General features: G+C 70.2%; 13 protein-coding genes and 1 riboswitch. Of the genes, 10 read left to right on the top strand and 3 right to left on the bottom strand.

Annotated elements, in window-relative coordinates; genetic code table 11:
* Positions 1-20 precede the first annotated feature (20 nt).
* On the top strand, positions 21-782 hold the full coding sequence (locus tag ACFOMP_RS13930) for a quinoprotein dehydrogenase-associated SoxYZ-like carrier (protein WP_289892957.1): 762 nt from the start codon (positions 21-23) through the stop codon (positions 780-782).
* Here the strand turns inward: ACFOMP_RS13930 and ACFOMP_RS13925 are convergent.
* From ACFOMP_RS13925 to ACFOMP_RS13915, 3 genes are read right to left on the bottom strand one after another with little or no spacing between them, the layout of a single operon-like run.
* Complete coding sequence (locus tag ACFOMP_RS13925; protein WP_379031553.1) at positions 770-1,372, bottom strand: ATP-binding cassette domain-containing protein; 603 nt, start codon at positions 1,370-1,372, stop codon at positions 770-772. The genes ACFOMP_RS13930 and ACFOMP_RS13925 overlap by 13 nt on opposite strands.
* Entirely contained in the window at positions 1,362-2,144 is a 783-nt protein-coding gene (locus ACFOMP_RS13920) for an ABC transporter permease (RefSeq protein WP_289892959.1), read from the bottom strand. The genes ACFOMP_RS13925 and ACFOMP_RS13920 overlap by 11 nt, the downstream gene beginning before the upstream one ends.
* 7 nt (positions 2,145-2,151) lie before the next feature.
* A complete protein-coding gene (locus ACFOMP_RS13915) occupies positions 2,152-3,129 on the bottom strand; it encodes an ABC transporter substrate-binding protein (protein WP_379031550.1) in 978 nt (325 codons plus the stop codon).
* Positions 3,130-3,318: 189 nt separating this feature from the next.
* On the opposite strand from ACFOMP_RS13915, the gene ACFOMP_RS13910 reads away from it, so the two are divergent.
* The 9 genes from ACFOMP_RS13910 (at position 3,319) to gcvP (ending at position 13,169) form a co-directional block, all read left to right on the top strand.
* Complete coding sequence (locus tag ACFOMP_RS13910) at positions 3,319-4,029, top strand: response regulator transcription factor (protein WP_289892961.1); 711 nt, start codon at positions 3,319-3,321, stop codon at positions 4,027-4,029.
* The gene (locus ACFOMP_RS13905) at positions 4,026-5,210 is read left to right on the top strand and encodes an FIST N-terminal domain-containing protein (RefSeq protein WP_379031546.1); all 1,185 of its coding nucleotides are present in this window, start codon (positions 4,026-4,028) and stop codon (positions 5,208-5,210) included. Before ACFOMP_RS13910 ends, ACFOMP_RS13905 begins: the two co-directional genes overlap by 4 nt.
* Before the next feature lie 3 nt (positions 5,211-5,213).
* Positions 5,214-6,542, top strand: a complete 1,329-nt coding sequence (locus ACFOMP_RS13900) for an ATP-binding response regulator (protein WP_289892963.1) — start codon at positions 5,214-5,216, stop codon at positions 6,540-6,542.
* An 86-nt stretch (positions 6,543-6,628) separates the two neighbouring features.
* Positions 6,629-7,249, top strand: a complete 621-nt coding sequence (locus ACFOMP_RS13895) for a hypothetical protein (protein ID WP_379031543.1) — start codon at positions 6,629-6,631, stop codon at positions 7,247-7,249.
* Positions 7,246-7,581: a hypothetical protein gene (locus ACFOMP_RS13890; RefSeq protein ID WP_289892965.1), complete on the top strand. Its 336-nt coding sequence runs from the start codon at positions 7,246-7,248 to the stop codon at positions 7,579-7,581. Before ACFOMP_RS13895 ends, ACFOMP_RS13890 begins: the two co-directional genes overlap by 4 nt.
* 58 nt (positions 7,582-7,639) lie before the next feature.
* Complete coding sequence (locus ACFOMP_RS13885) at positions 7,640-8,422, top strand: SDR family oxidoreductase (RefSeq protein ID WP_379031540.1); 783 nt, start codon at positions 7,640-7,642, stop codon at positions 8,420-8,422.
* A gap of 66 nt (positions 8,423-8,488) precedes the next feature.
* Positions 8,489-8,577: riboswitch (glycine riboswitch) on the top strand.
* Between the two features lie 131 nt (positions 8,578-8,708).
* The gene (gene gcvT / locus ACFOMP_RS13880) at positions 8,709-9,821 is read left to right on the top strand and encodes a glycine cleavage system aminomethyltransferase GcvT (RefSeq protein ID WP_379031537.1); all 1,113 of its coding nucleotides are present in this window, start codon (positions 8,709-8,711) and stop codon (positions 9,819-9,821) included.
* A 10-nt stretch (positions 9,822-9,831) separates the two neighbouring features.
* Positions 9,832-10,188 (top strand): glycine cleavage system protein GcvH, encoded by a 357-nt coding sequence (gene gcvH, locus ACFOMP_RS13875; RefSeq protein WP_289892968.1) that lies wholly within the window; start codon positions 9,832-9,834, stop codon positions 10,186-10,188.
* A gap of 152 nt (positions 10,189-10,340) precedes the next feature.
* Positions 10,341-13,169 (top strand): aminomethyl-transferring glycine dehydrogenase, encoded by a 2,829-nt coding sequence (gcvP, locus tag ACFOMP_RS13870; RefSeq protein ID WP_379031534.1) that lies wholly within the window; start codon positions 10,341-10,343, stop codon positions 13,167-13,169.
* The last annotated feature ends 30 nt before the right edge of the window (positions 13,170-13,199 follow it).

Here is a 13,199-nt window from a genome sequence, read left to right as displayed (position 1 = left end):
CGTTGATTGTGGCCCTTGTGATGGCCCTGCTGGCCGCGCCGGCCCTGGTCCAGAAAGCGGGGGCGACCGAGGTGGCGAACCCGATGCAGCCCTCGGCCCTGTGGGACGACATGCGGCTGGCGGTGATCGGCACCGAGGCCGAGCCGCCGGTCGATCCGGCGGTCTTCGATCTGGATGCCCCGCCGCGCGCCGACAATCCGGCGTTGGTGCCGGTGCATATCACCCAGCCGCCCGGCGCGCCGGCGATCACCGCGCTGACCCTGGTGGTGGACGGCAATCCGGCGCCGGTCGCGGCCGAGTTCACCTTTGGCGAGGCGCTGATGCCGCTGGATTTCGAGGTGCGGGTGCGCGTGGACAGCTATTCCGACCTGCGCGCCATCGCCACGCTGGCCGACGGGCGCAAGGTCATGGCCGGGCGCTTCGTCAAGGCTTCGGGCGGCTGCGCGGCGCCGGCCGGCAAAAGCATGGACGAGGTGCGCGCCGCCATGGGCCAGATGAAGTTCCGGCAGGCCGAGGAGGCCGGGCGGCAGGTCGGCACGCTGATGATCCGGCACCCGAATTTCTCGGGCCTGCAGCGCGACCAGGTGACGCTGCTGACCATCCCGGCCGAGTTCATCCAGGTGCTGGAGGTCAAGCAGGGCGAGACGCCGCTGTTCACCATGGAGGCCGGGATCTCGATCTCGGAAGACCCGGTGTTCCGCTTTGCCCATGCGCCGGGCGAGGGGCCGGTGACGGTCCATGCCCAGGACACCGACGGCCGGGTCTGGGATCAGTCGTTCTGAGGCCGGGTCTGAAGTTGCGCCGGCTGGCCCGTCAGCAGCAGCGGCCGGGCATGCAGCGCCTCGGCCTCGCGCGGGTCATGGGTGACCAGCACCAGCCCGGCGCCGCTGCGGGTCAGCAGCGCATCGGTCAGTGCCAGCATCCGCGCCGCCGTATCGGCATCCAGCGAGGCGAAGGGCTCGTCCATCAGCAGGATGTCGGGGCCGGCGGCAAAGGCGCGGGCCAGCGCCAGCCGCCGCTGCTGGCCCAGCGAAAGCTGGCGCGGAAATTTCGCCTCGTGCCCGGCCAGCCCGACCTGCGCCAGCCAGTCCCGCGCCGTGGCCGCATCGCAACCGGTCGGGATGGCGATGTTCGCCACCGCGTCGCGCCAGGGCAGCAGCACCGGCTCCTGGAACACCACGGCCAGGCGGTCGGCGCCGTCCAGCCGGCCGCGATAGTTCCGGTCCAGCCCGGCGAGGATGCGCAGCAGCGTCGATTTCCCGATGCCCGAGGGGCCCAGGATCGCCAGCCGCTCGCCCCGCGCGACCGCCAGCGACAAGCCCCCCAGCACCGGCCGCGGGCCGAAGGTCTTGGCTTCCAGCTCAAGCCGCATCCTGCCTCCAGCGGTTGGCGCGGGCCTCCCATGGCCGCAGCAGGAACAGGTCGATGGCCAGCATGACGGCGACGAAGGCCAGCGCCCAGGCCAGCACCCCGGTCACGTCGAAGCTGGAAAACAGCAGGTGGATCTTGAAGCCGACGCCGTTCGAGCGGCCCAGGAACTCGACCACCAGCACGATCTTCCAGATCAGCGAGATGCCGGCCCGCGCCGCGGCGGCGATATGCGGCGCCAGTTGCGGCAGCACGACGTGGCGCAGCCGCGCCAGCGGCGCCATGCGAAAGGCGCGGGCCATGTCATCGAGGTCGGGGCGCAGCGCGCGGGTGCCTTCGCGGATCATCACCGTGACCACCGGGATCTTGTTCAGCGCCACGGCGAGGATGGCGGCGGTCTCGTTGAGGCCGATCCAGATGTAGCACAGCACGATCACCACTAGCGCCGGCACGTTCAGCAGGATGATGACGCCGGGATTGAGCCACTGGTCCGCCCCGCGCCAGCGGCCCATCCACAGCCCCAGCGCCATGCCGGCCGCCATGGCCAGCGCGAAGCTGGCGGCGACGCGGAACAGCGTCATGCCGGCGTTGAACCACAGCTCGCCGGTCGCCGCCAGCCGGCCGATGCGGGCCGCGACATCCCAGGGCGCCGGCAGGGTCTGCGGCCGGTCGGTCAGCTGCGAGGCCAGCGTCCACAGCAGCAGCATGGCCAGGATCGACAGCATCCCCGGCACCAGGCCGGGGCGGGGCGACAGGGGCTTCGGCGTTCCGGTCAAGTCGGGGCTACTCCGGCCACCAGAACAGGCCCTCGGGCAGGGCGGTGACGCCGCCGGTCAGTTCCTCGCCGCCCAGTTCGGCCATGGTGGCGAACATCTTCTGGGCGTTCTCGGCGTTCACCGGGCCGGGGGCGGGGATGCCGGCGCGCCAGCCGGCCTTCAGCGCCTGGAACTCGGCATCGTCGGCCGTTTCCATCAGCGGGCGCAGCTCGTCCCAGGCGGCGTCGTCCCGGGCCAGCAGCTCCTTGGCGGCGCGAGAGGCGCGGGCCAGGCCGGCGGCAAGCTGCGGGTTGGCCGCGATCCAGTCGTCGCGCAGCACATAGCCCAGCAGCGGGGTCGAGGGATCGAGGCCCAGATCGGCCGCCGCCGTGCCGACCGACATGATCTCGCGCATGCCGCGCGCCTTCATCTTGGCCTGGAAATGCCAGAAGTTGATCGCGGCATCGACCTCGCCGGTCTCGGCGGCGTTCAGGATCATCGGCGGCGCGCCGAAGACCTGCTGCGTCACCTCGGCCAGATCCTCGCCCAGCTTCTCGCGCGACCAGGCGCGCAGGATCAGCCAGCTTTTGTCCACCGGCCCGCCGGCGATGCCGATCTTCTTGCCCTTCAGGTCGGCAAGCGATCGCGCCGGGCTGTCGCCGCGCACCATCACCCCACCGACGGCGGTGGAATAGGGCAAGAAGCGGAAGCCGGTACCGCGCGCCCGCTGCTGCGCCACCCACAGCCAGTCCGAGACGATGGTGTCGACCTCGGCCCCCTGCATGGCGACCTGGGTGGCGGGGTTGCCGGCCAGGATCATCGGCTGCAGCGTGAAGCCGTTCGCGGTGTCGAGGCCGCGCTTGCGGATCGTCTCGATCTCCCAGTTGACGGTGCCGTTCTCCAGCGTGCCGATGCGGATCACCGGGGTTTGCGCGCGGGCGGGCAGCGCCAGCCCGGCCAGGGCGGCCGCCCCGGCCATCAGGGTGATTCTCCGGCTGAGTCGCATGCTGATTTTCCCCTTGGACTGGTTGAAAGTGACACGGGCCCGAATCCAGGCCAATACATCGGAAGTCGTAACCCGAAACCGGGTTCGTGGTCCAACAGGCTTGCGCCGGCGGGCGGTGGTCTTAAGATGGAGCAACAGGCCGGCGTGCGCCACAGCCCCGGCCCCTATCGTTTCTTTGGGAGGAGAACGATGGCCTCAGCCGAAATGCAGTCGCAAGACCGCGCCGCATCGCCAAGGCTCTCCGCTGATCGGGTCCGCGAGATCCTGATCGTGGACGACCATCCGCTGATGTGCGACGCGCTCGCCCTGACGCTGAAGATCAGCTTCGGGCTGAAGAACGTCCGCACCGCCCGCAGCCTGGCGGCCGCGCAGGAGCAGATTCGCGCCCAAGGGGCGCCGGACGCGGTGATCCTGGACCTGAACCTGCCCGATGCCCGCGGGGCCGAGGGGCTGGTCACGCTGCGCCGGCAGATCCCGGACGTGCCGATCACCATGATCTCGGCCGATCTGGAGAACGCCATGATCTCGGCGGCGATGGCGGCGGGGGCGCAGGGCTATATCAGCAAGTCCCTGGGCCGCGAGGCGCTGGTCGACAGCCTGCGCCGCATGTGGGAGGGCGAGCGGGTGACCCCCGACAGCTACCAGCCCGACAGCATCGGCGAGGAGGACGCCGCCCGCGCCGAGCTGGCCCGCCGCTTCGCCAGCCTGACGCCGCAGCAGATGAAGATCCTGCGGCTGATCTGCCAGGGCAAGGCCAACAAGGAGATCAGCTACGAGCTGTCCATCGCCGAGGCCACGGTCAAGACCCACATCACCGCGATCATGTCCAAGATCAACGCCCGCCGTCGCACCCAGGCGGTGCTGCTGGCCAATAGCGTCAGGCTGTTCGAACCGGCATGAGCACCGCCTCGCCCGAGCCCTGGCCAGGCCCGCGCCGGCGGGCCAGGGCGCGGCCGGTCCTGGCGCCGGCGCCCGTCGCCATCTCGGTCCCGGCCGCCGGCGCCGATGCCGCCGCCTGCATCGCCCAGGCGATGGCGCCGCAGGAACCGGCGCTGGTCCTGCTGTTCGGCATGCCGGCCGAGGGCCTGCCCGCGCTGGGTGCCGAGCTGCGCCGGCGGCTTGGCCCGGATTGCCGGGTGGTCGGCTGTTCCTCGGCCGGCGAGATCGGGCCGCAGGGCTATTGCGCGGCCACGGTGACGGCCGTGGGTTTCCCCGCCGCCAGCTTTCGCGTCGGCGTCTGCGTGCTGCGCGACCAGGCGCTGGTGCCGGTCTCGGAATGGATGGCGACGCTGCGCCGCTTCCATGTCGATTTCCGGCCGGACCTGCGCCGGTCCAGCTTCGGGGTGCTGCTGCCCGACGCGCTGGCCCGGCAGGAGGACGTGCTGACCGCGACGCTGGACGCGGCGATCCCCGGCCTGCCGGTGGTCGGCGGCTCCAGCGCCGAGGGGATGCTGTTCGCGCCGACCTGCCAGATGGTCGACGGCGCGGTGCACGAGGGCGCGGCGCTGTTCGTGCTGATCGAGACCGACCTGGCGATTTCCGAGGTGCTGTTCTCGCATTTCAGCCCCACCGACAAGCGCGCCGTGGTCACCGCCGCCGACACCCATAACCGCATCATCCTGGAGCTGAACGCCGAGCCGGCGGCGCAGGAATATGCCCGGCTGGCCGGCGTGCCGCTGCATGCGCTGACCCAGACGGAATTCGCCCGCCATCCGCTGCTGCTGCGCACCGGCAAGCGCCACCATGTCCGGGCCATCCGCGCCATCACCCGCGAGGGCGGGCTGGAGCTGCTTTCGGGCACCGAGCCCGGCCACATCCTGACGCTGGGCCGGGCCATGGACATGACCCGCGGCTTTGCCGAGGTGATGGACGCGCTGCCGCGCCCGCCGCTGATGGTGCTGGGCTTCGACTGCATCCTGCGGCGCCTGGCGCTGGAACGCGCCGGCATGACCGGGCAGATGTCCGAGCTGCTGGCCCGCTACCGCGTCGTCGGCTTCAACACCTATGGCGAGCAGCACAGCGGCATGCATGTGAACCAGACCTTCGTCGGCATGGCGCTGATGCCCCCCGAGGCGGGATGAGCCATGTTCCTGCGTGACGACGATCCCCCCGGCCGGCGGGTCGAGAAGCTGACGCGCATCGCCGATGTGCTGGTCGAACGCATCGACCGGCTGGAGGAAAGCCGCGGCTCGGCCTGGTCGATGTTCCAGGCCGCCGTGGCGCTGGAGCAGGAGGTGCAGGTCCGCACCCGCGAGTTGGAACAGGCGCTGGCCGACCTGTCCGAACGCAACCGCGAGCTGGCCGTGGCCCGCGCCTCGGCCGAGGAGGCGAACCGCTCGAAGACCCGCTTCCTGCGTGCCGCCAGCCACGACCTGCTGCAGCCGCTGTCGGCGGCCAAGCTGTTCCTGTCGGCGCTGAAGGACACCACGCTGGACCCCTTGCAGCGCGAGCTGACCGACCGGCTGTCGGGCGCCTTCGAATCGGTCGAGGAGCTGATGCATGCGGTGCTGGACATCTCGCGGCTGGACAGCCAGCGCATCGAGTTCCAGCGCAAGCCCGTGGATCTGGGCGACATGTTCCGCCGCCTGGCGGTGGAATACGCGCCGATGGCCGAGGCTAAGGGCCTGCGGCTGAGCTTCGCGCCGACCATGGCTGTGGTGGAAAGCGACCCGACCTTCCTGCGGCGCATCGCGCAGAACCTGATCTCGAACGCGATCAAGTATACCGACCGCGGCGGCGTGCTGGTGGGCGTCAGGAAGCGCGGCGAGCGCGCCTGGCTGGAGATCTACGACACCGGAATCGGCATCGCCGCCCCCGACCGCGCCCGCATCTTCGACGAGTTCCAGCGCATCGGCCGCGAGGGCGGTGGCGTGCCGGGCATGGGGCTGGGCCTGTCGATCGTGCGCCGCGCCTGCGCCAAGCTGGGCCATCCCATCGCCATGGACAGCGAGCCGGGGCGCGGCACCGTGTTCCGCGTCAGCCTGCCGCTGGTGGCGCCGGGGGTCGAGCCGGCCCGGGCCGAGGGCGCCGGCGGCGGCCCGTCGCTGCGCGGCCGGGTGGCGCTGGTGGTCGAGAATGACGACGCCATGCGCCGGGCGCTGGAACTGCTGCTGAAGGACCGGCTGGGCATGGTGCCGCGCGTCTCGGGCGGCATCGCCGAGGCGCTGGCGCAGATGGGGGACGAGCCGCCGGACGTGGTGATCGCCGATTACAACCTGGACAACGGCGATACCGGCCTGCAGGCCATCGCGGCGCTGCGCCAGGCGGCGGGCCAGGCGGTGCCGGCGATCCTGGTCACCGCCCAGCGGGCACCCGAGCTGGCGCGCGCCAGCCAGTCCGTCGATGTGCCGCTGCTGGAAAAGCCGATCCGGCCCGAGGATCTGCAGGCCATGCTGCAAGCCATGCTGGCCTAAGACCAAAGCACGAGACTGCCGGTCGCGGGCTTTCGCGGCCGGCCGGCCGGGGGCAGGCTCGGCAACAGGGAAGGGAAGAAACCGCCATGAGAGTTTTGCGCATGCTGGCCCTGGTCGGGCTTGTCGCCGCCGTCTCGCCGCTGCAGGCGGACGAGGCGGGCGACCTGGTCTTTGCCGATCGCGGGCCCTGGAACCTGGCGCAGGGGCCGCTGGTCTGGCAGATCAGCCAGACCGGGCCGGTGGCCGAAGGCTTCACGCCGCTGGGCGAGGGCACGATCACCCTGCGCGCCGCCAAAGACCCCTCGGACGGCAAGCCGGTGCTGGAACTGGCCGAGGAAACGGCGCGCATCAAGCGCCGGATCGGGCCGTTCCCGGTTTCGGGCGGCGATCCGGTGCTGACCTTCTTTCTGGAAACCACCGCGCGGGACATGGCGGCGCTGACCGGCGGCAGCCCGTTCTATATCCGCAACCGCCTCAAGGATGCGCTGTTCCGCGGCGGCGAGCTGCGGCACGAGGGCGACGTCACCATCGCCAGCTTCGCGCCGTTCCGCGACGACAAGAACCGCGAGCGCATGGCCGGCTTCGATACGCTGGAGCTGCGCTTCACCCTGGGCGATCCCAAGCAGCCGATCCGCAGCATGGTGGCGCGGACCGGACCCCTGGCGGGCGGGCGGCCCGCCTATGACAGCGAAATGGTGTTGAAATGATCCGGGCGACCCTGACGGCCGCGCTTGCGATCTGGGCCGGCACGGCCGGGGCGCAGGCGGTCAACGACTATCCGACCAATGCGCGGGCCGATTACGTCTTCGTCTGCATGGCGACGAACGGCCAAACCCGCGACGTGCTGGACAAATGCAGCTGCGCCATCGACCAGATCGCCGAGATCCTGCCCTATGACGCCTATGTCAAGGCCGAGACGGTGATGGCCATGCGGCAGATGGGCGGCGAACGCTCGGCCGCGTTCCGCAACATGGGCACCAACGACATGGTCGCGAATTTCCACCGCGCCGAGGCCGAGGCCGAGATCCTCTGCTTCTGAACTGGACAATCCGGCCGCCCCGCGCTTCCTTGTCGGCAAGCTGAACAGGAGGGAAGCCATGGATCTGGGGATCAGGGGCAGGAAGGGCCTTGTCTGCGCCGCGTCAAAGGGCCTGGGCCGGGGCTGCGCCGAGGCGCTGGCCGAGGCCGGGGTCGATCTGGTCATCAACGCCCGCGGCGCCGAGGCGCTGACGGCCACGGCCGAGGAGATCGCGGCGAAGCACGGCGTTTCGGTCACGCCGGTCGCCGCCGACATCACCACCGAGGCAGGCCGCGCCGCGGTGCTCGACGCCCTGGGCGGGCAGGCCGACATCCTGGTCAACAATGCCGGCGGCCCGCCGCCCGGCAGCTGGACCGACTGGTCGCGCGAGGATTTCATCAAGGCCATCGACGCCAATATGCTGACCGCCATCGCGCTGATGCAGGCGCTGGTGCCGGGCATGATGGAACGCGGCTGGGGCAGGGTGGTCAACATCACCTCGCAATCGGTGCGCACGCCCATCGCCATCCTGGGCCTGTCGAACACCGCCCGCGCCGGGCTGACCGGCTTTGTCGCCGGCATGTCGCGGCAGGTGGCGCCGCATGGCGTGGTGGTGAACAACCTGCTGCCCGGCATCCATGCCACCGACCGCGCCGACAGCCTGGATTCCGGCGTCGCCAGGGCCGAGGGCATCAGCGTCGACGCGGCCCGCCAACGCCGCGAGGCGACCATCCCGACCCGCAGCTATGGCCTGCCCGAGGATTTCGGCGCCACCTGCGCCTTCCTGTGCAGCCAGCATGCCCGGTTCATCGTCGGGCAGAACATCCTGCTGGACGGCGGCGCCGCGAATATCTCGATCTGAGGGCGCGGGTAGCCGGGCGGGCGCAGGAAGGCTCTTGCCAGAACCCTGCCGCCCGGCTACGACAAAAGTAGGAAATCGGGAGACATTGGCGCAAGCTAGGGCCGAAGGAGCAACCGCCCCGGGAATCTCTCAGGCAAAGGGACCGTTTTCCAATGTACGCTCTGGAGAGAGGCGGCCGCCGCCGCCCGCCGAAGGGATAACGATCTCAGGCGCCCCCATTTGGGGTAGGGACAGAGGGGGCATCTAACCGGGCGGGATCGGTCCGCCCGCAAGACAGGGGATGCCCATGGCCGAGCTTCGGCGCACGATGCTATACGACCTGCACCTTTCGCGCGGCGCGAAGATGGTGCCCTTTGCCGGCTGGGACATGCCGGTGCAATATCCGATGGGCGTGCTGAACGAGCATCTGCATACCCGCAGCCATGCCGGCCTGTTCGATGTCAGCCACATGGGTCAGGTGATCCTGCGCGGCCCCGGCGCGGCCGAGGCGCTGGAGACGCTGGTGCCCGCAGATGTGGTCGGGCTGGCCGAGGGCCGGCAGCGTTACGGCCTGTTCACCAACGACGCGGGCGGCATCCTCGACGACCTGATGATCGCCAACAAGGGCGACCACCTGTTTCTGGTGGTGAATGCCGCCTGCGCCGAGCAGGACATCGCCCATCTGCGCCGGCTGGAGGCCGCGGGCATCTCGGTCCAGCCGGTGACGGATCGCGGCCTGCTGGCCCTGCAGGGCCCCGAGGCCGCGCAGGTGCTGGCCCGGCTGGTCCCCGGCGCGCAGGCGATGAAGTTCATGGACGTGGCCGAGTTCGACTGGCAGGGCGCGACGCTCTGGGTCAGCCGCTCGGGCTATACCGGCGAGGACGGGTTCGAGATTTCCGTGCCCGGCGACCGCACGGTCGCGCTGGCCGAGGCGCTGCTGGCCGAGCCCGAGGTGGCGCCGATCGGGCTGGGCGCCCGCGACAGCCTGCGGCTGGAGGCGGGGATGCCGCTTTACGGCCATGACATGGATGCCTCGACCCTGCCGGGCGCGGCCGGGCTGGGCTGGTCGATTCCCAAGGTCCGCCGCGCGGGCGGCGCGCGGGCGGGCGGTTTCCCGGGCGCCGGGCCGATCCTGCAGGAACTGGCCGAAGGCGCGGCGCGCAGCCGCATGGGCCTGCGCCCCGAGGGCCGCGCGCCCATCCGCGAGGGGGTCGAGATCTTCGACGCGGCCGAGGGCGGCGCAGCGATCGGCACGGTCTGTTCGGGCGGCTTCGGCCCCTCGGTCGGCGGGCCGGTCGCCATGGCGATCCTGCCTGCCGGGCTTGCCGCCGGCACGTCCTTGTGGGCCGAGCTGCGCGGCAAGCGGCTGCCCGTGACCGTCACCCCGCTTCCCTTCCACCAACCGAGCTACAAGCGCTGAGAGGCCAGGCATGCTGAAATACACCGAAGACCACGAATGGTTGAAACAGGACGGCGACGAGATCACCGTCGGCATCACCGCCCATGCCAGCGAGCAGCTGGGCGATGTCGTCTTCGTCGAGCTGCCCGAGGTCGGGCGCGAGGTCGAGGCGGGCGAGGAGATCGTGGTGATCGAATCGGTCAAGGCCGCCTCGGATATCGTGGCGCCGGTCGCCGGCGTGATCACCGCCGTCAACGAGGCGCTGCCCGACGCGCCCGGTGCGGTGAACGAGGACCCGCTGGCGGCCTGGTTCTTCCGCATCAAGCCGGTCTCGGTCGACCTGTCCGGTTTCATGGACGAGGCGGCTTATCAGGCGCTGATCGGCTGAGATGGCCGGGCCCCGCGGCCCGGCGGAAGCCGGGGGCGCTTCGCCCCCCGGACCCCCCGAGGGTATTTGGAAAAGGCGGGGCGGGCGTTGCCGGTTCCTCTGCGCTTTTTCCAAGGCAATGTTGAGACCATACCGATGCATCGAGGCCAGTGATGGGTAAATGGACCCCGACCGACTATAATCCCGACGATTTCGCCAATCGCCGTCACATCGGGCCTTCACCGGCCGAGATGGCGGCGATGCTGAAGGTCGTGGGCACCGAGACGCTGGAGGAGCTGATCGGCCAGACCGTGCCGGCGAGCATCCGGCAATCCGAACCGCTGGACTGGCCGGCGCTGTCCGAGGCGGCGCTGCTGCAGCGCATGCGCGAGGTGGCGGCGAAGAACCAGGTCATGACCAGCCTGATCGGGCAGGGCTATTACGGCACCGTCACGCCGCCGGCGATCCAGCGCAACATCCTGGAGAACCCGGCCTGGTATACCGCCTACACCCCCTATCAGCCCGAGATCGCTCAGGGCCGGCTGGAGGCGTTGCTGAATTATCAGACCATGGTCGCCGATCTGACCGGGCTGCCGGTGGCCAATGCTTCGCTGCTGGACGAGGCGACCGCCGCCGCCGAGGCCATGGCCATGGCGCAGCGCGCGGCGAAGTCCAAGGCCCGCGCCTTTTTCGTCAGCGAAAACCTGCATCCGCAGACCGTCGCCGTGATCGAGACCCGTGCCGCGCCCTTGGGCATCGAGATCGTCCGCGGCCGGCAATGCGACCCTTCGCAGGTCTTCGGCGCCATCTTCCAGTATCCCGGCACCTTCGGCGAGATCCGGGACTACTCCGCCGAGATCGCGGCGCTGCATGCGGCGGGCGCGGTGGCGATCATGGCCACCGACCTGCTGGCGCTTTGCGTGCTGAAGGAGCCGGGCGCCATGGGGGCCGATATCGCCATCGGTTCGGCGCAGCGCTTCGGCGTGCCCATGGGCTATGGCGGTCCGCATGCCGGTTTCATGGCCTGCCGTGACGAGCTGAAGCGCGCGATGCCGGGGCGGATCGTCGGCGTGTCCATCGACGCCAAGGGCAACCAGGCCTATCGCCTGTCGCTGCAGACCCGCGAGCAGCATATTCGCCGCGAAAAGGCGACCTCGAACGTCTGCACCGCCCAGGCGCTGCTGGCGGTGATGGCGAGCTTCTATGCGGTGTTCCACGGGCCGGTGGGCCTGCGCGCCATCGCCCAGCGGGTGCATCTGAACGCGGTCACCCTGGCCGAGGCGCTGCGCGCCGCCGGGGCCGAGTTCCAGCCCGAGGCGTTTTTCGACACCGTCACCGTGCGGGTGGGCGTGGGGCAGGCGGGGATCCTGGCCGCCGCCCGGCATCGCGGCATCAACCTGCGCAAGGTCGGGCGCGATCGGGTCGGCATCTCGGTCGACGAGACCACGGATGCGGGCGTGATCGCCCGGGTGCTGGACGCTTTCGGCATCACCGATCCGGCCGCGCCGGCCGAGGCGCCGGCGATCCCCGAGCCGCTGATCCGCGAAAGCGACTACCTGACCCATCCGGTCTTCCACATGAACCGGGCGGAATCCGAGATGATGCGCTATATGCGCCGGCTGTCGGACCGCGACCTGGCGCTGGACCGGGCGATGATCCCGCTGGGCAGCTGCACGATGAAGCTGAACGCGGCCGCCGAGATGATGCCGATCACCTGGCCGGAATTCGGCGCGCTGCATCCCTTTGCGCCCGAGGACCAGGCCGCCGGCTATCACGAGGTCTTTGCCGACCTGACCGAGAAGCTCTGCGCGATCACCGGCTATGACGCGTTCTCGCTGCAGCCGAACAGCGGCGCGCAGGGCGAATATGCCGGCCTGCTGACCATCGCCGCCTATCACAAGGCGCGCGGCGAAACGCGCGACATCTGCCTGATTCCCGTCAGCGCCCATGGCACCAACCCGGCCAGCGCGCAGATGGCGGGAATGCGGGTCGTGGTGGTGAAATCGGCGCCGAACGGCGATATCGACCTGGAGGATTTCGCCGCACATGCGGCGAAGGCCGGGGACAGGCTGGCGGCGGTGATGATCACCTATCCCTCGACCCACGGTGTCTTCGAGGACACGGTGCGCGAGGTCTGCCGCATCACCCACGAGCACGGCGGCCAGGTCTATATCGACGGCGCCAACATGAATGCGCTGGTCGGTCTGGTGAAGCCGGGCGAGATCGGCGGCGATGTCAGCCACCTGAACCTGCACAAGACCTTCGCCATCCCGCATGGCGGCGGCGGTCCGGGCATGGGGCCGATCGGGGTCAAGGCGCATCTGGCGCCCTTCCTGCCCGCCGATCCGCGGACCGGCTCGGGGGCGGTCTCGGCGGCGCCCTGGGGCTCGGCCTCGATCCTGCTGATCTCCTGGGCGTATATCCTGATGATGGGCGGCGAGGGGCTGACCCAGGCGACGCGTGTGGCGATCCTGAACGCGAACTATGTCGCCAGCCGGCTGGCCGGGGCCTATCCGGTGCTGTTCATGGGCAATCGCGGCCGGGTGGCGCATGAATGCATCCTGGACACGCGGCCGTTCCAGGACCATGGCGTGACCGTGGACGACATCGCCAAGCGGTTGATCGACAACGGTTTCCACGCGCCTACGATGAGCTGGCCGGTCGCCGGCACGCTGATGGTCGAGCCGACGGAATCGGAAACCAAGGCCGAGATCGACCGGCTGATCACCGCCTTCCTGGCGATCCGCGACGAGATCACCGAGATCGCCGAGGGCCGGATCAGCGCCGAGGCCAGCCCGCTGCGCCACGCCCCGCATACGGTCGAGGATCTGGTCGCCGACTGGGACCGCGCCTATTCGCGCGAGCAGGGTTGCTTCCCGCCGGGCGCTTTCAGGGTGGACAAATACTGGCCTCCGGTCGGGCGGGTGGACAATGCCTATGGCGATCGCAACCTGATTTGCACCTGCCCGCCGCTTGAGGCCTATGCCGAGGCGGCAGAGTGACCGCATGCCCCCGCCGGCCACCGGCGGGGG

Origin of the sequence: Paracoccus simplex (assembly GCF_042648325.1) — a bacterium.
Classification (GTDB): Bacteria; Pseudomonadota; Alphaproteobacteria; order Rhodobacterales; family Rhodobacteraceae; genus Paracoccus; species Paracoccus simplex.
Note: the sequence above shows the minus strand (reverse complement) of the source record. Positions and strands in the feature narration are given on the sequence as shown.

Bases quoted from the DNA above. Each gene is read 5' to 3' on its own strand.
- gcvH (WP_289892968.1), top strand. From the start codon at position 9,832: ATGCTGAAATACACCGAAGACCACGAATGGTTGAAACAGGACGGCGAC.
- ACFOMP_RS13925 (WP_379031553.1), bottom strand. From the start codon at position 1,372: ATGCGGCTTGAGCTGGAAGCCAAGACCTTCGGCCCGCGGCCGGTGCTG.
- ACFOMP_RS13910 (WP_289892961.1), top strand. From the start codon at position 3,319: ATGGCCTCAGCCGAAATGCAGTCGCAAGACCGCGCCGCATCGCCAAGG.
- ACFOMP_RS13915 (WP_379031550.1), bottom strand. From the start codon at position 3,129: ATGCGACTCAGCCGGAGAATCACCCTGATGGCCGGGGCGGCCGCCCTG.
- gcvP (WP_379031534.1), top strand. From the start codon at position 10,341: ATGGGTAAATGGACCCCGACCGACTATAATCCCGACGATTTCGCCAAT.
- ACFOMP_RS13930 (WP_289892957.1), top strand. From the start codon at position 21: ATGGCCCTGCTGGCCGCGCCGGCCCTGGTCCAGAAAGCGGGGGCGACC.
- ACFOMP_RS13900 (WP_289892963.1), top strand. From the start codon at position 5,214: ATGTTCCTGCGTGACGACGATCCCCCCGGCCGGCGGGTCGAGAAGCTG.
- gcvT (WP_379031537.1), top strand. From the start codon at position 8,709: ATGGCCGAGCTTCGGCGCACGATGCTATACGACCTGCACCTTTCGCGC.
- ACFOMP_RS13885 (WP_379031540.1), top strand. From the start codon at position 7,640: ATGGATCTGGGGATCAGGGGCAGGAAGGGCCTTGTCTGCGCCGCGTCA.
- ACFOMP_RS13890 (WP_289892965.1), top strand. From the start codon at position 7,246: ATGATCCGGGCGACCCTGACGGCCGCGCTTGCGATCTGGGCCGGCACG.
- ACFOMP_RS13905 (WP_379031546.1), top strand. From the start codon at position 4,026: ATGAGCACCGCCTCGCCCGAGCCCTGGCCAGGCCCGCGCCGGCGGGCC.
- ACFOMP_RS13895 (WP_379031543.1), top strand. From the start codon at position 6,629: ATGAGAGTTTTGCGCATGCTGGCCCTGGTCGGGCTTGTCGCCGCCGTC.